Annotated in this window: 10 protein-coding genes and 1 pseudogene; 4 read left to right on the forward strand and 7 right to left on the reverse strand. The window is 65.1% G+C overall.

Annotation, left to right across the window (positions count from 1 at the left end; genetic code table 11):
- Positions 1–244, forward strand: a pseudogene (locus PUQ42_RS07165) (ribose-phosphate pyrophosphokinase); the annotation flags it as partial.
- A gap of 131 nt (positions 245–375) precedes the next feature.
- Here the strand turns inward: PUQ42_RS07165 and PUQ42_RS07170 are convergent.
- The 7 genes from PUQ42_RS07170 to PUQ42_RS07200 all read right to left on the reverse strand — a co-directional run bounded on the left by PUQ42_RS07170 (position 376) and on the right by PUQ42_RS07200 (position 14,654).
- Positions 376–4,494, reverse strand: a complete 4,119-nt coding sequence (locus tag PUQ42_RS07170) for a hybrid sensor histidine kinase/response regulator transcription factor (RefSeq protein WP_273372364.1) — start codon at positions 4,492–4,494, stop codon at positions 376–378.
- Between the two features lie 274 nt (positions 4,495–4,768).
- Positions 4,769–7,381, reverse strand: a complete 2,613-nt coding sequence (locus PUQ42_RS07175; protein ID WP_273372367.1) for a DUF4962 domain-containing protein — start codon at positions 7,379–7,381, stop codon at positions 4,769–4,771.
- The gene (locus PUQ42_RS07180; RefSeq protein ID WP_273372369.1) at positions 7,378–8,649 is read right to left on the reverse strand and encodes an MFS transporter; all 1,272 of its coding nucleotides are present in this window, start codon (positions 8,647–8,649) and stop codon (positions 7,378–7,380) included. Before PUQ42_RS07180 ends, PUQ42_RS07175 begins: the two co-directional genes overlap by 4 nt.
- Complete coding sequence (locus tag PUQ42_RS07185; protein ID WP_273372372.1) at positions 8,646–9,578, reverse strand: ROK family protein; 933 nt, start codon at positions 9,576–9,578, stop codon at positions 8,646–8,648. The genes PUQ42_RS07180 and PUQ42_RS07185 overlap by 4 nt, the downstream gene beginning before the upstream one ends.
- 3 nt (positions 9,579–9,581) lie before the next feature.
- Positions 9,582–11,228 (reverse strand): CehA/McbA family metallohydrolase domain-containing protein, encoded by a 1,647-nt coding sequence (locus tag PUQ42_RS07190; RefSeq protein WP_273372374.1) that lies wholly within the window; start codon positions 11,226–11,228, stop codon positions 9,582–9,584.
- Between the two features lie 88 nt (positions 11,229–11,316).
- Complete coding sequence (locus PUQ42_RS07195) at positions 11,317–12,990, reverse strand: sulfatase family protein (RefSeq protein ID WP_273372376.1); 1,674 nt, start codon at positions 12,988–12,990, stop codon at positions 11,317–11,319.
- 239 nt (positions 12,991–13,229) lie between these two features.
- A complete protein-coding gene (locus PUQ42_RS07200; protein WP_273372379.1) occupies positions 13,230–14,654 on the reverse strand; it encodes a sulfatase family protein in 1,425 nt (474 codons plus the stop codon).
- A gap of 517 nt (positions 14,655–15,171) precedes the next feature.
- Here PUQ42_RS07200 and hepC point away from each other — a divergent pair.
- Genes hepC through PUQ42_RS07215 form a run of 3 tightly spaced genes read left to right on the forward strand, consistent with a single transcriptional unit; the run spans position 15,172 to position 20,347 of the window.
- Entirely contained in the window at positions 15,172–17,142 is a 1,971-nt protein-coding gene (hepC, locus tag PUQ42_RS07205) for a heparin-sulfate lyase HepC (protein WP_273372382.1), read from the forward strand.
- Between the two features lie 57 nt (positions 17,143–17,199).
- Positions 17,200–19,200 (forward strand): heparinase II/III family protein, encoded by a 2,001-nt coding sequence (locus PUQ42_RS07210; protein WP_273372383.1) that lies wholly within the window; start codon positions 17,200–17,202, stop codon positions 19,198–19,200.
- 10 nt (positions 19,201–19,210) lie between these two features.
- On the forward strand, positions 19,211–20,347 hold the full coding sequence (locus PUQ42_RS07215; RefSeq protein WP_273372386.1) for a heparin lyase I family protein: 1,137 nt from the start codon (positions 19,211–19,213) through the stop codon (positions 20,345–20,347).
- Positions 20,348–20,661: the final 314 nt, after the last annotated feature.

Consider the following 20,661-nt stretch of genomic DNA (forward strand, 5'->3'; position numbering starts at 1 on the left):
CATGCTCATGTCGCGCGGTGCGAAGAGCGTGCGCGCAGCCATCACCCACCCCGTGCTGTCGGGTCCCACCTACGAGCGCATCAACGACAGCGCCCTGGAGGAGGTGATCGTCACGGATACCATTCCGCTCAACCCCGACAAGGATCTGCACAAGTTTACGGTGCTGTCGGTGGCCGACATCTTCGCCGACGTCATCGAGCGCGTCCACAACTACAAGGAGATCTCCTCGATCTTCTTCAAATAGGCCGCCCCGAAAGGCTCCGGCCCGAAAACGAAAAGCCCCCGGCGACAGACTGTCGCCGGGGGCTTTTTTAACGCAGATCCCATCCGACTGGAATTACTCCGCCGACCCCGGGCAAGCCGCGGACCGAAAAGTTATTTCTCCCGGTTTTCGCGGTTCTCCTGCCCGGAGCGGCCGGTTTCACGTCCGTCACGCCCGTCGCGTCCATCACGTCCGTCGCGGCTCTCCTTGTCCCGATCGCCGCGCGTGCGGGCCCGAACATACTCCGTCGGCAGACACCCGACATGCTTCTTGAAACTCGTGGCAAAATACGACGGCGAATTGAAGCCCACCATCGAACTGATCTCCGCAATCGAATATTTACGCTCCAGCAGCAGCTGGCAGGCCCGGTTGAACCGAATCTTGCGAATGAATTTCGTGGCCGACTCGCCCGTAATGGACTTCATCTTCAGGTGAAGGTTCGAACGACTCATACACAGGGCCTTGCTGAAATCGTTCGACGAAAACTCCTCGTTGTCCAGATTCTCCTCGACGATGCGGATCGCCTTCTTGAGAAACTCCCCGTCCATCGAATTGGAGGTAATCTTGTCGGGATCGATCTCCGCATCGTCCGAATAGTGGTGCCGCATCCGGTAACGGGCCTTCAGCAGGTTCTGGACCTTGGCCGCCAACAGCGTGATCGACAGCGGCATCGGCAGGTAACCGTCCGCTCCGGCCTCGATACCCGTGATCTGCTTCTCGAGTCCCCCTTCGGGGGCCAGCATCACCACCGGAATATGGCACGTGCGGATGTTCTGCTTCACCGTCTGACAAAGTTTCAGTCCGTCGATCCCCGGCAGCATCCGGTCGGCAATGATCAGATCGGGTTCAAGACTCTTCAGCTGCTCCAGCGCCTCGTTCCCGTCCGACACCGTAACGACCCGATAGTGCTTGCGGAAATAATCCGCCACGTAGCGCGCCACCTCGGTATCCGCTTCGGCAACGAGAATCGTCCCGCGCGTCTGAGCATCGGTCTCCTCCGCCGGAAGCGGGCTCCCGCCGTCACCCAGCCACGCCTCGGGCAGCGACTTCCCGGCATCGCGGATGATCGAACCCCGGATGTCGTTCTCCCGGGCCCGCTTCTCGACCGGATAACTCTCCAGATCGTCCGACAGCGTAATGGTGAACTCCGTGAAACGGCCGGGTTCGCTGTTCAGCGTGACGCTCCCCTGGTGGAGTTCAACGATCCGTTGGACGATCGAAAGGCCGATCCCCGAACCCGACGAGGATTCGTCGCCCTGATAGAAACGCTCGAAGACGTGTGCCTGCTGCTCGCGCGTGATGCCGATACCGTTGTCGCGCACCTGGATGCGGAAACACCCCTCGCCGCGTTGCAGCGTCACACGGATGATCCCGCCGTTGGGCGTGAACTTGAAGGCGTTCGAGAGCAGGTTCGTCAGCATCATCTCGAGGAACATCCGGTCGACGGGCAGCGCCTCGCCCTTAAGGTCCGAACTGAGGATGTAATCCATGTCCCGGTTCTGGGCCGCCTCCTCGAACAGCGAGAAGACCTCCGCCACGATGGCATCCACGTCCTGAAGCGCCACCCGCATGCGGAAGACGCCGAGCTCGGCCTTGCGGTAATCCAGCATCTGGTTGACGATGTGCAGGAGTTTCAGGCTGTTGCGGCGGATATAGTCCAGACGCGAAGCGACGTATTTGTCCGACGTGCCGTGGTCGCGGATCTCCTGCAGCGGCGAGAGGATCAGCGTCAGCGGCGTGCGCAGTTCGTGCGAAAGGTTGATGTAGAAGCGGATCTTCTCCTGGCTCAGCTCCTCGATGGACTCCTTTTCGAGGCGCTCCATCTGCAGCTGCACCTTCATCCGCATACGCCCGGCAATGGCGGCAATCACCCCGCCGACGGCGCCCAGCGCCAGCAGCACCCACAGCAGCCGGGCTGCCAGCGTCTGCCACCACATCGGCAGCACGCGGATGGCAACCGTTGCCACCTCGTCGCTCCAGCGGCCGTCGTTATTGGCCGCGCGCACCCGGAAGAGGTAGTGCCCGGGCTTGAGGTTCGAGTAGTTGGCCTCCAGATGCGAGGTCTCGTACCACCGCGTATTGAATCCCTCGAGTTTGTAGGCGAAGGTATTGCGCCCGCCGGCCAGCGGATTGACCGCCACGAACTGGATGGTGAAGATGTTGCGGATCGACGGAAAGGCCGCCCGCACGACCTGACCCACCGAATCGCGTTCGATCCGCACGCGGCGGTCTCCCTCGGCATCGGTCACCACGACATCCGTGATCCGGGCCACGGGGGCAAAGGGGTTGTCGACCAGTTCGTGAGGCCGGAACCAGGTGATGCCGCCCAGTCCCCCGAACCAGAAGGCTCCGTCACGGCTGCGGCAATAGGCATAGGGGTTGAACTGGTTGTTGGCCAGACCGTCGCGTAGCGTGTAGTTGCGGAACGTCTCCTTCTGAATGTCGAAACAGGCCAGTCCGGCGTTGGTCGAGATCCACAGACGCGAAAGTTCGTCCTCCAGAATGCCGTAAACGACGTCGTTGGGGAGTCCGTCGGCCACCGCATAGCGTCTGAACCCGGGCATCTTCGACCGGAAGCGGTAGAGCCCCTGCCGGGTACCGATCCAGATATCGTGGTGCGAATCCTCCGTAACGCTCATGATTACGACCTCCTGCAGTCGGGGCGGAGCGAATTCCGTCTCCGCGGTGGTCAGATCGCAGGCGATGACCCGCCGCTGATCCGGATCCCAGCGATAGAGCCCCGCCTGGGTGCCGATCCATACGCGCTGCTGCGAATCGCGGAAGAGCGTCGTGACGGGCAGCGTCCCCAGCCGGGGTTCGAGATCCGCACAGGGATGGGGCCGGAAGCGTCCCGTTGCCGGATCGAACAGCAGCAGGCCGTTGAGCGTCCCGACCCACAGCATCCCGTCATCGTCCTTGAGCAGGGCGTAACAGCTGTTGTTGATCGGGATCGAGGCGTTGACCGGATAGTGGCGCGTGCGCCGGGTCGATGTCTCCATGCGGGTGAGTCCGCCGGCATGGGTCCCGATCCAGAGGCGGTCGGGGCCGTCGGGCAGGATGCACTTGACGTTGTTCGAGAGCAGCGATCCCGAGGCCACGTTGAACTCTTCGAAGCGGCCCGTACGGCGGTCGTAACGGTTCACGCCGTCGTCGTTGGTGCCGATCCAGAGGCTCTCGGCCGAAGGATCCTCGACGATGCAGCTCACCGTATTGTCACCCAGCGAATTGCGCGCCGGATCGTGGCTCAGCACCCCGAAGCGCCGGGCCAGCGGATGGTAGTAGCTCACACCGCCGTAGTAGGTGCCGAGCCACACGCCGCGCTGGCTGTCGATGAAGATCGCCCGGATGGAGTTGTGGCTCAACGATCCGGGGCGGGAGGTGTAGACATACTTGTCGAAGCGCCCCGTGCGGGGATCGAGAATCGAAAGTCCGTCGAAGGTGCCGATCCAGAGACGTCCCTCGGAGTCGCGGCGCAGCACGCGGATATAGTCCGAAACGAGTCCCGGATTCCGTGCCGCCGAATAGCGTTCGACCACCTGCAGATGGGTATCCAGCCGGTAGAGGCCGTTGCCGTGGGTGGCGACCCAGTAGCCGCCGTCGGCGGCCACGATGCTGGCCACGTCGAAGCGGGCCATCTGCGGAAGGACGCGGATGGCATTGCCGTAGGTCGACGAGTAGGTGTAGACGCCGTCGGAGGTGCCGACCAGAAAGCCGTCGGGCGAGGGGCAGATCGTATGGACGCTGATCCCCTTCAGGTAGGTGCGGATCTCAAGCCGGCGGCTCCGGCGGTCGAACAGCACGATTCCCAGATCGGTGGCCAGCAGCAGATTGCCGTCCCCCTGCCGGGCAATGTCCGAGACCTGCATGCGGTAGCCGTCGAGGCGGAAATTCTCGAAACGCTGCGTCGAGGCGTCGTAACACGAAAGTCCCGAAGAGGTGCCGATCCAGAGATAGCGGCCTTCGCTGAGCAGGGCGCTGATCGCATTGTCGTCGAGGCTCTGTGGATCCCCCTCGACAGGACGGTAGACGCGGAAGGAGTAGCCGTCGTAACAGTTCAGACCGTCCTGCGTTCCCATCCAGATGCGGCCCAGCGGATCCTGTGCGATGGCCAGTACGGTCGACTGCGAGAGGCCGTCGTTGACCGAGAGGGTTCGGAATTCGATGGCTCCGAAGAGCGGTGAGGTCGCCAGAAGCAGGAGCAGCGTGAAGAACGTATGTCGAAATCCAACCATGGGCGTAGTAGCGTAACCGAATTTGCAGGAGATAAAGATACGATTTTTTTCGCAAATGCCGTCGCCCGGATGGCTATTTTCGGCGCGCAGGCGCCGGCTTTCCGGTCCCGGAGCTGTTGTCCGGCCGTATCGGCCGGGCAACAAAAAGGCCGACCGGCTCAGCAGCGGAGCCGATCGGTCTTTCGGGAATCGGGACGGGACGGAAGGCCGGCCGTTCATCGGATCGTGCCGGAGAGCCGTGCGGGGATACCCCCATCTCCACGCACGCGGGCGGTCAGCGTACCGAAGCCGGCACCGTATCGACCAGTTCGCGGGCCGGAGCCCCCGGGCGGAGAATCAGCGTGCTGCCGGCAACGGTCGACGACGAGGTGTTGTAGCGCACGCCGTTTCCGCGGCGGTCGGTCACCTCGAGGCGGGGCGGCCGGCTGCCGTCCAGTTCGGCCCGGACGGTCCACTCCCCGACGCGGATCGTTCCGTCGGCACGCCGCTTGAGTTCCAGCGGCTGCGCCCCTTCGGGCGTGATGCGGAAGATGGCCAGGAAACGCTGCGTGCGGCTCCGCCCCTCGGGGGTGAACTCCGAATGCCACTGCCGGGCATACTCCAGTACGCGGCCGTCGGGGCCCGTGCGGCGTTTCCAGTTGATGGCCGGCGAGAAGAATTCGTCGGTGATGCGCAGCTGCATCGGTTCCGCGGTAAAGAGGTCCATCCGTCCGGTGGCCCGGCCGTTCGACGTCTCGACGGCCGCAGCTCCGCAGCGCGTCAGGCGGTTATTGCCGTGCAGCAGCCAGGTCCACGTGACGGGTTGGCGGGCCGCCAGTTCGTCGTAGAGGACAATCACGTCGGGACGCAGGAAGAGGAAGTGACGCCGGAAACGGGTCACGCCGGGATCGCCGAGGCCGTTCTCACGCGTATACGCAACGCCGGATTTCTCCATGCGGTCGATCCAGAACGGCGTGCGGATCGAATCGTAGGCGTGCGAGGCGTCGCCCAGCGTGTAGGTCAGCGCCTCGGTGTCGGCAAAGCGCGCCAGCCATCCGTAGCCGTTCTCGCCGATGACCTGCGCCAGGCTGTCGATGAGCAGCGTATTATGGCCCCGCGTGCGGTAGTGCAGCAGCGTGTGGCGGTCGTTGAAGTTCGAGTAGTAGCCCGTACCGCCGAAGAGCGGACGCCCGCCGTAGTTGATCGTGAAGCCGTTGTGGGCGGCGTGGGCGTGGCCCGTCGAGCCGAACGGAAGCGCGAAGAAGGCCGCCATCAGATCGTCCCCGGCATCGGCCGGATCGGTATGCATGAGCGAGAAGCCCGCATCGGGGAAGAAGCGCGACGTATTGCGCACGGGCGGCTCCGGCGCCACGCAATCACGCGGTTTGTCCGTCAGGATGCGGTAGAGCATGAAGCCCTTCGAGCGGTAGAGGTTCGCCGGATCCGCACCGATCAGCCGGTCGGCATACCAGCGCGCCAGCGGGCTGTGCGTCTCGCGGGCCAGCGCATCGGCAAAACCCATGTAGAGTTGTGTCGGCGAGGTCATCTTCTCGTAGTCGTCGCCGAACCCCGTGGCGTAGGAGTCCTTCGGGAAGGAGTAGGCCAGGAACGAAGGCAGGTTGCGGTACCACGGCAGCGCAAAGAAGTCGCTCCCCGTGAGCCGCGAAAGGACGAACGGCACGTAGATGAACGTCACCAGATTGGCCTGCATGTAGCTGCTTCCGTCGTGCCAGCCGCCGTCGTCACCCCCCAGGATCGGGAAGCGCCCGCACCACACCTCGTAGCAGTAGCGCAGCCACCGTTCGGCCTCGGGCAGGTCGCCCAGCGTGGCAAGGGCCGTGAAGAGGAAGTTGCGGAACGTATGCTGCCAGACGTGGTTGTCCATCGAGTGGCACTCGAAATCGCGCACATACTGCCGGTAGAAGCGTTCGCCCCGCACGCGGATCGCCTCCAGCACGGCGGCCCGTTCGTCGTCGGTCATCCGTTCGCAGGCCGTGTCGTAGCCGAAGGCCAGTCCGTACATGATGGCCGAGCGGTTGAAATCCTCCGACGTGGCGTCGCTGTCGACCGGCAGCGAGGCCACGTAGCGCGCATGGCGCACCACGGCCGTACGCCACGCCTCGTCACCCGTCAGCAGCCACGCCAGCGAGAAGTCGACGATCGGCTGGGTCACCACCTCGCCGAACTTGTGGTACATGAAGTTGATGAGCGAGCGTTTCTGGAAGGGGCTCATGCCCGTCGTGTCGCGCGGCCGCGTCGGGGCCACCGGAACGGGTTCCATGTCGATCCGCCGCCGAGCCCGGGTGAGGAACTCCTGCGCCTCGGGATTCGTCGCAGAGCGGCGGCGCAGCGCCCCGATGCCGTCCACGGTCACATAGAGGCGCGGATGCGACTGCGCGGCGAGGCGCTGCACGAGTTCGTCGCCCGTCGGAGTGGCGAAGCGCCGCGCGGAGTCCGCAACGACAAATTCGCACGCTGCGGAGCGTTGCGGAGCCCCCTTCCGGGTGAAGGTCGTCACCCGCCACCAATAGCGGCCCGGCGCGAGCGGGCGGTGAAGCGCCCAGACGGCCCACGGCTGTTCGCTGGTGAGGGTCTGCGCGGCCGGGAACTCCGGCGAAGGGGAGAGTTCGATCCGGTAGCCCGTCACGTCGTCACCGCCCGCGGGCCAGAGCAGCGCCGGCGGGTTCTGCGTCACGGGGACTCCGCCGGCGGGTTGCATCCACTGCCGGTAGCGGGGCCTCAACGCCTGTTTGTCGAGGTGCTGTTCGGCCGGAAGCCACTCCCCATCCGCAGACGGAGCTGCGGAGGCGGGGCGTCGACCGGCCGGATGCCGCGTTTCGGCCGGGAGTTGTGTCGGGACGGCCGCGGCGGTCAGCAGCACGGCGGCCAGCGTCACGATTCGGTTCATGATCGGTTCTTTTTATTATGGAAAAGTTCACGCAGCGAGCAGCGTTTGTTGTCGACCAGCGGCCGGGCCCAGAAGGCGATGCCGACGATATAGGCGATCGTCACGCAGACGAACAGCAGCGCCAGGCGCAGCCCCACCAGATCCCCCAGCCAGCCGACAATCAGCGGACCGAGGGCTCCGCCGGCAATACCCGTGCAGAGGATGCCGGCAAACGAACCGTGGTAGCGGTCGACGGAGTTCAGCGCCAGCGACATGACGATCGAGAACATCACCGAGATGGAGAATCCCACGGCCGGGAAGGCCGCCAGCGCCACCCCGGCACTTCCGAAGAGCGCCGCCAGCAGCGAAGCGATGGCCAGTACGCCGGCCACCTTCAGCACGTCGCGCGCATCCCAAAGTTTCAGGGCAAAGAGCCCCACCAGGCACCCCACGGACATGTAGCCCCAGAAGCGTCCGACGGTCGGGGCGCCGACCGTCTGCGGATCGAGACCGTGGTACTGCCGCAGGAACTCCGAGATCCAGTTAGCCACGCCCTGTTCCGAGGCCGTGTAGCAGAGCATACCGAGAAAGAAGAGGTAGACCCGCGGATTCTTCAGCAGCTCCCGGTAGGAGTGCAGGCCGCCGCTGCGTTCGCTCTCCTGCAGCTCCAGCCGCGGGAAGCGGACCGCCAGCACCACGATGATCACCGCCACCAGGATCACCGCAAAGAGCCAGTAGAGCGAGACCCACGGCAGCGTGGCGGGGGTCAGCGACTGCAGCCAGCCCGCGAATCCGTGGAGCGTCTCACCCGAGGTGAGGCGCTCGACCAGCCGTGCGTAGACCAGCGGGCTGACGAACGACGCCGCCCCGAAGACCAGCTGGCCCATGACCGAAAAGAAGGCGAAGTTCTCCTCGCCGCCCGCCACGCGGGTCAGCGGGTTGATCGTCGTCTGCAGCATGGCCATGCCCAGTCCGATGGTGAACGACGAGGCCAGCAGCACCGGGAAGGTCGGCACGAGGGCAAAGAGCAGCGACCCGACAAGCGGCAGCGCAAAGCCTGCCGTGAGGACCGTCTTCTGGCTGAAGCGTTCGATCAGCAGCCCCGAGGGGATCGACATGATGCCGTAGGCCACGAAGAACGACGTCGGGATGAAGCCCGCCAGCGCAAGGTGCTGCAGGTGGAAGTTGTCGATGATGTCGGGGATCAGCGGTCCGATGATGTTCGTGATGAACGAAATCACGAACCAGAAGAGCATGATCAGCCCCACCAGGGCGTAGCTGCGTCTCATCGTTGCGCCCCCTCCCCGAGGATCAGCCCCGCGGCGCCGAGGCTTCCGGCCCGGTTGCCCAGCTGCGCGGGAACAATCTCAGTCTCCCCGCCGCAGACGGCCATCACCTGGCGGCGAACCCCCTCGCGCAGGTGCTCGAAGTAGAATTCGCCCGATTCCGAAATGCCGCCTCCGACGACGACCCGTTGCGGTGCGAAGAGGTTGATCATCGAGGCGATGCCGTGCGAGAGGTACATCCAGTGCTCCTCCAGAGCCTGAACCGCCGCCGGATCGCCCGCTCCGTAGCGGCGCACCACCTCGCGGCCGTCGGCCTGCAATGCGCCGCTCAGTGCGCGGAAGCGCGCCACCAGCGCCGACGTCGAAGCGTAGTGCTCGAGGCACCCCACCCCGCCGCAGGCACACCGTTCGCCGTCGCACTTGACCGTGATGTGGCCCATCTCCATGCCGCGGTTGCGGTAGCCGCGGAAGAGCCGCCCGCCGATGAGCACGCCGCAGCCGATGCCGGTCCCCACCGTCACGAAGACCACGTCCGTCGCACCGCGCGCCGCACCGTAGAGCGTCTCGCCCCACGCCATGGCATTGGCGTCGTTGCAGGCCGCGCAGCGCAGCCCCGTCGCCCGCTCGATCCGATCCGCCAGGGAAAGGTTCTCCCACCCCGCGATGTTCTCGGCACCGCCCAGCACCGTGCGGCCATCCTCCGAGACGACGCCCGGAGTACCGATACCGACCCCTTCGAGCGTCAAATTCTGCTGTGCGGCGAAGGCCCGGCAGGCCTCGATGCCCCGCACGATGGCATCCAGAACCGCTTCGGAACTCTCCGTGGCCCGGGAAGCATGCTCCCCGTGGAAGAGAATCCCGCCCGAAGCGGCGACCACGGCGTACTTCACCGAAGTACCGCCCAGGTCGATTCCTATGGCATAACGTTCCATTCCCTAAGCTCTCTCCACCCAGATCGGCGACGACCAGCCCCACTGTCCGTCGCGCTGGCGAACCCGTACGTAATAGTAGTCCGTATCGCGCTGCGGCTCCTTGTCGACCATGCGGTGGCCGACGCAGAAGGCCGCCTCGGGCTGCGCCCGTTCGAACTGGATCGCCTCCGAAAGCCATCCCCGCAGGAAGTGGGCACGCGCCCCTTCGAGCAGTTCGCCGATCGTGTGTTCGTAGCGCCGGCCGTTGAACTCCGCCACGAGGCGCGCCGTGCGCGGTGCCGTCAGGTCGAGCACCACGCCCTGCATGGCCGGCGTCATGACGTTGGGGTTCTTCGTCGAATAGAGGTCCAGCACCACGTTGTGCGCGTCGCGCTCCACGACGCGGTTGACCCGCGTGTGGAACTCCGTCTCGCCCGGCTGCGGCGAGGTGAAGGCCGCCCCGCGGAAGCAGGTCTGCAGATCGTCGATCGTGCCGCCGTCAAGCGACAGCCGGCCCGTCCAGTGGACATACTCCTCCTCGCGGTTCCAGCCGAAGTTGACCTTCACCTTCGTGCGGATCACCTCGTCCGAGGGGGCCGCCGCACGGTACGGGCCGTTGAGCCGCGCCACGCACTGCCCGTTCTTGATCAGATCGACGTAGTCGATGGCATTCTGCGCCTCGACATTGAGGTAGATCTCGCGGCGCGAGGCGCGGATGACGTCGCCCGGCACCCCGCCGTTAATGCGGAAGTCGATCTTGATCTTGTCGCCCGTCACGCCGCAGACATGGCGCCGTCCCATCTCGGTCCACAGCGCCTCGCGGTCGAGCGACGGGGCGTAGACACCGATGCGGCCGTCGCCGTAGCTGCCCGGGTAACCGGCATGCTGGTCCGTCGAGCACATCAGTCCGAACTTGTGGCCCTGCTCCAGTCCGTAGAGGATCGAGCCCTCCCAGACGCGCGGCCCCATGTCGTGCAGGTAGTCGTAGTCGCCCGTGTCGCTCTCGGCCAGGCCGTGGCGCGAGAACATCTCGACGAACGGCGTCTGCGGATCGTTGTCCGGGAAGGCCGCCCAGTTGTAGCCGCGGAATCCCGTCTGGTAGCCCATGTGGTGGGGCGTCACGTAGCAGGCGTAGCCGCGCAGCCGCTCCTTCAGATCGGGCACCGACGTGCACTCGACCAGCGGCACGTCGAAGTCGCGGAACAGCGCCACGTGGTCGCCGTGCTCCATGCTGTGGCACTCGTAGGAGACGAACGTCAGGAATTTGCCCGGGCGGTTGGCCGCCTCGATCATCTGCCGGTACTTCTCGTAGCCGCCGGCACGCAGCCGCCGGAAGGCCGCCGTATGGTAGCCGATGACCCAGTTCAGCCGCGGGTCGTTCTCACCCGGAATGTCGGGCCACATGGCGTGGGGCGTCACCGAGACGAAATCCAGCTGCTGTTCGGCCGCCGCCAGGGCATCCGACAGATCGCCGTGGCCGTAGGTCACGTTGCAGTGGTTGTGTACGTCGCCCCAGAAGACCTTCAGGTCGCGGAGCGAAGGGAACCCTCCCTTCACGTCGTCGGGAAGCGACTCCGCATCGCCCAGATGCGAGCAGCCCGGCAGCGCATTGACCGCCGCCAGACCCAACAGGGTCCATCCCGAAGTTTTCAGAAATTCTCGTCTGTCCATATCGTTGCAGTTTTGGGTCCGGATCCGGCCGCGTGAAGCCACGGTGGATCCGGCTCTGGTTATCGGATGAAATCGGTCGCCCGGCCGGTTATTTCAGCTGGTCAGCGCCCCGAAAAAATTCGTATTCGCGTTCGCAGGGATCCGTATCGCCGCATTCGCGCTGCAGCTCCTCGAGCTGCGCGTGGAGCCCGCGGCGCACCTCGGCGTAGGCCGGATCGTCGTAGACGCTGCGCATCTCGTGCGGATCGCGCTTCAGGTCGTACATCTCCCACTCGTCGACGTCGTTGTAGAAGTGGATCAACTTGTAGTCGGCCGTGCGGATGCCGTAGTGGCGCTTGACGGAGTGCCACGACGGGTATTCGTAATAGTGGTAGTAGACCCCCGTGCGCCACCCCTCGGGCGCCTCGCCGCCCGAGGCGAGCACCCCGCGCAGCGAACGTCCCTGCATGTCGTCCGGCACCGCCAGCCCCGCCAGATCGACGAACGTCGGCGCCAGGTCGATGTTCATGGCCAGCGCCCGGCTCCGCGTCCCGGCCCCGACCATCGGCGGATAGCGCACCAGCAGCGGCGTGCGCTGGCACTCCTCGTACATGAAGCGCTTGTCGAACCAGCCGTGCTCGCCAAGGAAGAAGCCCTGGTCCGAGGTGTAGACGATGATCGTGTTGTCGAGTTCGCCGATCTTTTCGAGGTAGTCGAGCAGGCGCCCCACGTTCTCGTCGACGGCCTGGATCACCGCGCAGTAGTCCTTCATGTACTGCTGGTACTTCCAGCGCGTCATCTCCTCGGGCGTGGCCGTCTTCCGCAGACGTTCATACTCGGCGATGCGCGGGGCGTAGGCCTCGTTCCAGCGCGCCTTCTCCTCGTCGGTCATGCGGTTGTAGGCCGCCTGGTACTGCATGACGCTGCTCCGCCAGTTGTTGGCCCGCGCAACGTCGTCCCGGTTGGCATCGCCCGTACTTTCAAGCACGTAGGAGCGCGACAGCTCCACGGGCGTCATCAGCTTCAGATCCCACTCGGGCCACATGTCGCGCCCGATCTCCATGGCCTGCTCCCGGGCGGCTCGGCCCCGGCCCGCATAGTCGTCCAGCAGGTTGAAGGGCTCGGGATAGACCCGCGAGTCGTTGATCCCCAGGTGGCGCTGTGCCGGCATCCAGTTGCGGTGCGGCGCCTTGTGGTAGTAGAGCATGGCAAAGGGCCGCGAGGGGTCGCGGTGTTCGAGGAACGACAGGGCCTTGTCGGTGATGATGTCCGTCACGTAGCCCTTCTCGACACGGTTCTCACCATTCTCGATGAACTGCGGGGCGTAGTACTCGCCCTGTCCCACGAGAATGCTCCAGAAGTCGAAGCCCTGCGGATCGGAATTGAGGTGCCACTTGCCGATCATCGCCGTCTGGTAGCCCGCCTCGTGCAGCAGCTTGGGAAAGGTCTGTTGGTCGCCGTCGAAGGTGCGCGAATTGTCCGTGAAGCCGTTCACGTGGCTGTACTTGCCCGTCAGGATGCAGGCCCGCGAGGGACCCGAAATGGCGTTCGAGACAAAGCAGTTCTCGAAGAGCATCCCCTCGCGGGCCAGGCGGTCCAGATTCGGGGTCTCGACCAGCAGGCTCCCGTAGCAGCTCATGGCCTGGGCCGTGTGGTCGTCGGTCATCATCACAAGGATGTTGGGGCGCTTGGGCTGCCCCTCGCTGCAACCCGCCAGGGCCGTCAGCGTCAGCGGAAGCGCGGCGTATCGGGCGCCGCTCCGCAAGGTTTCGAGGTTTTTCATAAGGTGGTGATTCCGGTCAACAGTGATGGATTCGTGGATTCGGTTCGTAAGAGCGATTTCGGAATGGCCGGCGGGATTTTCCGGGCGGCCGGGGGATTCGGGCAACCGGCGGGAACGTCGGGCAACCGGCGAAAACGTCAGGCAGCATCGGAGCAGTTCGGGCAATCGGCGGGACCGTTCGGGCAACCGGTGGGAACGTCGGGCGGCATCGGAGTAATTCGGGCGGCCGGAGCCCGGGGTCAATCCGCCGTTCCGCTCTCTCCGGCATAGGGGCGCAGGTTGCGGATCAGACGCTGTTCGCCGATCCGGACTCCCCATTCATAGAGCGCTCTGCGCATGCGGCCCAGTTCGTCGGCATAGCGCCGATCGACAGCCAGATTGACCATCTCGCCCGGATCCTGCTGCAGATCGTACAACGCCTCGCGGTTGCGGCCCCACTGGTAGAGGACATATTTGTAACGCGCTCCGACAAGGCTCCAGCCCCGCATGCCGACCCCCGAGAGCAGCGTCTCGACAAAGACGCCGTCGTGGAGCGTCGCCGAACGCCCCTCGGCCACCGGGCGCAGGCTCCGGCCCCGGTAGCGTTCGGGATCCAGCTCCACACCGGCATAGTCGCAAAGCGTGGCGTAGAGGTCCAGCCCGACGTTCGACAGCGCCTCGCGGTTGACCACACCCCGCGGTCCGCACCCCTTCGGCGTCTTGACGATCAGCGGCACGTTGATGACCTCCTCCTGCAGGTTCCACTTCTGGTTCCAGCCGTGGGCCGCCACGCCGTCGCCGTGATCCGAGAGGAAGAGGATCACCGCATCGTCGTAGAGTCCGCGGCGCTTCAGCACCTCGACGATCCGCCCCACCTCGCGGTCGGCCCGCTCGACAAAGCGGTAGTAGGCATAGAGGTAGCGGCGCCAGTCATCCTCGGTGAAGGTGTAGGTATCGTGGTAACGCGGCGAGGCCGTGCGTTCGAGCGTCAGCGCCTCGGCCGCATAAGTTGACGGGCGGAAATTGGCCGGCAGATTGGGACACTCCTCCGTCGCGAAGGGGGCCAGTTCGCCATACTGCAGCGTCTCGTGGCGGCCGTATTCGCAGATCTCGTGGGGATTGAGCAGCGAGGCCACCAGCAGAAGCGGGCGGCGGCCGTCATACCCGGCCAGCGCCTCGTCGCACGCTGCGGCCAACGTCGGGTCGCCCATCCGGGCAATGCGGCGGAAGCCTGTCCCCGAATCGGGGAGGTTGACCTCCGGAACGTGCCACTTTCCGGCGTAGAGGCACTCGTAGCCCGCGGCCGAGAGGCGATGGCCGATCCCCTCGCGCAGGGCCTCGGCCGAGGGGCGCACGCCGTTGTCGGTGGCCCCCGTCTCGAAGGGCATCCGACCCGTGATGAGCGAGGCGCGGCAGGGGCCGCTCAGCGGATAGGGGCAATAGGCCCGGGTGAAGCGCACGCCGTCGGCCGCCAGGGCATCCATCGCCGGGGTCTCGACCCACGGATTGCCGGCACACGACAGGGCGCCGGCCGTCTGCTGGTCGGTCATGATGACGATGATATTCGGGCGGCGATCGGCCTCACGGGCCGGTTTGGGTTCGGGAGCCGGGGCGGCCGTGGCATCGGCCGCGGAGGCCAGTGCGGCGAACGAGGCCGTCAACAGGGCGGGATTCACGAGGTTCATGGGCGGTTTCGGGTTATCGGTTGGTCGGGTCGATCAGCATCGCGGCAGCCGGCGCGGAACCGAGGAGGCCCAAGGGCCCGGCGATCCCGGGAACACGCGGATGCCGGCAGCAGGCGATGGCAAGCACGGATCCCGGAGCACGCAGATTCCGGCAGCAGGCGGCAGACCGCAGGCTGATCTTTCCGAATACAAAGTTAACGGAATCCCGCTTTCGCGGGCGCGGCGTTTGTTGCCAAAATCCCGAATCGTGTGCAAAAGCCTTTCGATTTTGTAGAATCCGATCTCACTTTTGTTCCAAAAGCCCCCTCCGAGGGGCTCCGCAGGGCCAGATTCGACAAATTCCGCATCCGATTGCACAAAACTGAAAGCGCTTTGCAGAATTTCCGCCGAGGATTGCGAGATTCTGATAAACGAGCTCCGCACTTTGTCGTATCTTTGTTCTTGCATCGGGCGGCTCTCCGGTATCCGGACCGCGGCCCCAAACCCGACAACCGAAACCACGAAAACTGCCATACCCATGAAAAACCGTCAACTGCTCCTTCCGCTGCTGGGACTGTTCGCCCTGGGGACAAGCCTCACCGCCGAAGCCCGCGCCGCCGCCGAAGCGGCCCGGACCGCCGACACGACGGTCTTTGCGCTGTTGGACCTCACGCGTCCGGGACTCGAGCGCGTCGACAGCCTCCATGCCGCAGGCAATGACCCGGAAGCCGCCCGGGCCCTGCTCGCCTACTACCGTTCGCGCACGGGAGTCCGATGCCCCGAGGTCAACCTCGACTCGGTGACCCTCTCGCCCGACGAGCAGCGCTGGGCCGACGAAGCCCTCGAACATCGTTTCTTCGTCCACACGGGCTACCAACCCTCCTATTTCTACGGCGACGACATCGACTGGCAGTACTGGCCCGTGCGCGACAACGAGCTCCGCTGGCAGCTGCATCGCATGAAATGGTGGGTCCCCATGGGCAAGGCCTACCGCCTCTCGGGCGACGAACGCTACGCCAAGGAGTGGTGTGCGGAGTATCTCGACTGGATCCGCAAGAACCCCCTCGGGCCGTACGACGAAAGCTCGATCGGCGACTGGAACCGCGCCGACAACGTCTATTTCGCCTGGCGCCCCCTCGAGGTGAGCGACCGGCTGGAGTTCCAGATCCACCAGTTCCTCTACTTCCTGCCCGCCGAGGCCTTCGACGGCGAGTTCCTGCTGCAGTTCCTCCGGAACTACCACCGCCACGCCCAGCACATCCTCAGCCACTTCTCCGCCTCGGGCAACCACCTGTTGTTCCAGGCCCAGCGGCTGCTCTTCGCCGGGGCCTTCTTCCCCGAATTCCGCGATGCCGTCCACTGGCGCTCGACCGGCGTCGGAATCCTCAACCGCGAGATCGAAAAGCAGGTCTACGACGACGGCATGCAGTACGAACTCGACCCGCACTACCACCTGGAGTCGATCAACATCTTCTTCAAGGCGCTGCGGATGATGGACGCCAACGGTTACCGCGGCGAATTCCCTGCTTCGTATCTGGCCACCGTCGAGCGGATGATCGACGTCCACCTCAACTGCCTCTACCCCGACTACACCACCCCGCTCTTCAGCGACAACCGCGAACAGGACAAGGCCCATCTGCTCGCCTCCTATGCCGAATGGCTCGAGGTCTTCCCCGACAACGACTTCATCCGCTACTGCGCCACCCGGGGCCGCCAGGGCGCCCGCCCCGACTACCTCTCGAGGGCCTTCCGCACGTCGGGATTCTACGTCCTGCGCAACGGCTGGGACACGGAGTCCACGGTGATGATCCTCAAGGCCGGCCCGCAGGCCTTCTGGCACTGCCAGCCCGATAACGGCACCTTTGAACTCTGGCACCGCGGCCGCAACTTCTTCCCCGATTCGGGCTGCTACGTCTACGCCGGCGACCGGGAGGTCAACGACCAGCGCGCCTGGTTCCGCCAGACCCGCGTGCACAACACCCTGACGCTCGACGGCCGCAACCTCGACGCGACCGACTCGAAATGCCTCCGCTGGGAGACTGCCGGTCCGACCGACATTCTCACGGTCGAGAACCCCTCCTACGAGGGGCTCACCCACCGTCGCACGGTGTGGTTCGTCGACCGACGTCTGTTCGTCATCGAGGACCGCGCCGAAGGCCCCGCCGCCGGGAGCGTGATGCTCCACTGGAATCTGGCCGAGGGCAATCCCGCGGCCGATGCGGCTACGGGCACCGTGGCGACCCGCTACGACGACGGCAACAACCTGCTGATGAAGATATTCGGAGCCGAACGGATGGAGCCGCAGGAGGGTTGGGTGTCGTACCGCTACCGCGAACGCAGCCCCCGTCCGGCCTACGTCTTCACACGCGGGAAAAAGGCCGGAGAGACGGTGCGCATGGTCACCGTGCTGCTGCCCGTCACCGAAGCCGACGGCCACCGCATCGAACTCGCCGAACGCCGCAACGGCCTGCAGGTGAAGATCGACGGCCGGCGATACAAACTGAAATAACGGCCATACAAGCTGAAACAACACGAGACAACGATAACCGAAAACAGAAAAACCGACATGAAACGAATCCTGATGGCGCTGTGCACCCTGCTGGCAATCGGCACGACGGCCCTGGCCGGCGAGGTCCCGACCCTCGGCGACGAAAAGTCGCTCTACGACCTGCTGGACCTCGACCGTCCCGAACTCAAGGCCGTAAAGAAGGCCGTCTCGAAGGGCAACTTCGAGGCTGCCGACAAGGAGCTGCTCAAGTACTACCGCACGCGCAAACCCGTCGCCCTGTTCGGACTCGACCTCCAGAAGATCAAGGTCAGCAAACTCGAACAGCGCCAGGCCGACGAGGCCCTCGAACACAAGTTCTACGCCCACAAGGGCTATCAGCCGTCGTTCTTCTACGGCGACGACATCAACTGGCGATACTGGCCCGTCAAGGACAACGAACTCCGCTGGCAGCTCCACCGCCACTACTGGTTCATCCCGCTGGCCAAGTGCTACTACGTGACCCACGACAACCGCTACATCGACGCCTGGATCGACCAGTACACCGACTGGGTGAAGAAGAATCCGCTCGACGGCGTCGAACGGCTGCGGGCCGCCGGAGCCTCCGAGGAGGAGATCGCCGCCGAACGCGAGAACGTCCGCTTTGCGTGGCGTCCGATGGAGGCCGGACGACGGCTGCAGGATCTGCTCACCGAATTTGCCCTGACCATCCAGTCGCCGCGCTTCACGCCCCGGTTCCTGAACCTCTTCCTGCGCACCTACCGCCAGCACGCCGACCACATCCTGAACAACTACTCCAAACAGGGCAACCACCTGCTCTTCGAGGCGCAGCGCATGCTGTTTGCCGGCATCTACTTCCCCGAATTCCGCGAGGCCGCCGAGTGGCGCCGCAGCGGCATCGAGATCCTCAACCGCGAAATCGGCGTGCAGGTCTATCCCGACGGCATGCAGTTCGAACTCGACTTCGGATACCACATCGCCGCCATCGACATCTTCCTCAAGGCGTTGGGCATGGCCCGTCAGAACGGATTCGAGGAGGAGTTCCCGGCCAGCTACACGGAGACCGTCCACCGGATGACCACCGTGACGTGGAACCTCCTCTTCCCCGACTACTCGAACCCGATGTTCGGCGACACGAAGAGCCACGACAAGGCCTCGCTGCTCAAGCAGTTCCGCAGCTGGAGCCGCGTCTTCGCCGACGACCGTCAGCTCGAATGGTTCGCCTGGGAGGGCAACCGCGGATCGCGTCCCGACTACACCTCGCAGGAGTTCCCGCAGTCGGGTTTCTACGTCCTGCGCACCGGCTGGGATCCGCAGGCCACCGTCACCGTCGTCAAGGCCGGCCCCCCGGCCTTCTGGCACAACCAACCCGACAACGGCACCTTCGACTACTGGCACCGCGGACGCAACTTCTTCCCCGATTCGGGCAGCTACGTCTACGGCGGCGACAGCGCCGTGCTGGCCCAGCGCAACTGGTTCCGCCAGACCCGCGTGCACAACACCCTGACGCTCGACAACCGCAACCTCGAGGTCACCGATTCGAAGCGGCTTCTGTGGAAGACGTCGCCCGAGCAGACCGTGCTGGTGACCGAGAACCCCTCCTACGAGGGGCTCACCCACCGCCGGGCCTTCTTCGCCACACAGGACGGCCTGCTGGTGATCGTCGACGTGGCCCGCGGCGAGGCGGCCGGGACCGTCGGCGTGCACTTCAACCTCTGCCCCGGCGAGATCACCTTCGCCAAGGACGGAACGCTCCGCACGCTGTTCGACGACGCGAACAACATCCGCATCAAGAGCACGGGCTGCAAACCCCTCCGCATCCAGCAGGAGGAGGGTTGGGTATCGTCGGCCTACCGCAAGAAGGAGCAGCGCCCGGCCTATGCCGTCGAGATGGAGAAGGCGGCCGGCGAAGAGCTCTGGGTGGTCACCGTCATCACGCCCGAAGACCCGGAGCGGAGCGGGTCGATCGCCATCGTCCCCGACCGCAGCTCGACGGCCGACCGCTTCCAGGTGGCCGTGCGCGTCGGAGCCCGCACCTACGATTTCCGATACGAACTCTGACCATCAGACCATGAAGACACACTGGATTGCAGGGCTGCTGCTGGCCGCTTCACCGGCGGCAGCCCAAACCCCGGAGTTGGAGTCCATCCCCGAACGGGTCAACGTTCAGGCCGATTCGGCCCGCATGGAGCAGGTGATCGACGGCCAGTGGGTCGCCGTCGGGATCCGCAAGGAGGGGACGCTGTGCCGCGACTTCTCGCGCCCCTACGCCGGGAAGCCCTCGTTCCGTTTCACGCTCGGCGTGGAGGACAACACCCTCAAGGGGTATGCCCCGGGCGAGACGAAGGGGCGCTCGGAACTCTCCTACTGCTACGCTACGGCGGCCGATTTTGCCGCCCTGCCCCCCGAGGAGTACGTCGATGCCCAGAAGATGAAGGCCGTCTACCACCACGGCAAGGGAATCTGTCCGCAGGGCTCCTCGTGGCGCTACACCTTCGCCGTCTACATCCCTTCGGAACTCGACAGCCAGGTCTCGACGATCTTCGCCCAATGGCACGGGATGCCCGACCGTACGCTCGTCACGGCACCCGACGGCCGCGTCATGAAGCTCCCCGTGCGGGAGTTCGTCGCCATGAGCGACACGACGGTCATCAGGAAGGAGAAGGTCTATCGCGCCGTCGCCTCGACCGACCGCCGGGGACGCCCCGTCATGCGTGCCGGCGAGCCCACGGGCTGGAAGGTCGAACAGGGAGGCTATCCCCCGCTGGCCTTCGGATTCTCCGGCGGGTGGTTCTACGTCAAGGCCAACTCCGACCGCCGCTGGTTCTCGGACAAGGACGACCGCTGCAACGCCAACCCCGCCAAAGCCGAGGTCATGCAGCCCGTCTGCTCGGAGTACAAGTGCTCGACGATCGCCTGCAAGATGCCCTTCGCGGAGTTTCCGAAGGACCGCTGGGTCGAATTCACCGTCGAGATCGACTGGACGCGCTACGGCGGTGAGGCGGAGACGATCGTCTCCCCGGGCCGGCTCGACATCGAGATGCGCTGCGACGGCCGCACGCGCAAACTGGTCGACAACCGCGAGATCCTCATCGGCCGCAACGACGAGGCCGGCTACTACTTCAAGTACGGCATCTACCGCGTGGCCGGCAGCACGGTTCCCGTGAGCTACAACCTCGCCGGATTCACCCAGCAGCCGCTCGACTGATCCCGCCTCCCGCGACCCGCACACCCCAAGCCCCGACTGTCCGACGTCGGGGCTTTTCTCATGCCCGGGAAGCAGCGCCCAGCCTCTAAACCGGTCCCACAATGCCGCCCCCGAAGCCAACCGGTGAAGCCCGGGATGAGGAGGTAGAAGGTGCGTCCGGCATCAGTAGGGGAACAGGTAACGCCGGGCGGAAACAGACCGGCCCGATAGAAACAATCCGGCCGGAGGGAAACGGATCGCCGGGCGGGAACAGACCGGCCGGAGGAAAACGGGTTCTGCCGGATGCCGTCAGGCCCGAAAATCACGAAAAAATC

Origin of the sequence: Alistipes megaguti, assembly GCF_944320325.1 — a bacterium.
Taxonomy (GTDB): Bacteria; Bacteroidota; Bacteroidia; order Bacteroidales; family Rikenellaceae; genus Alistipes; species Alistipes megaguti.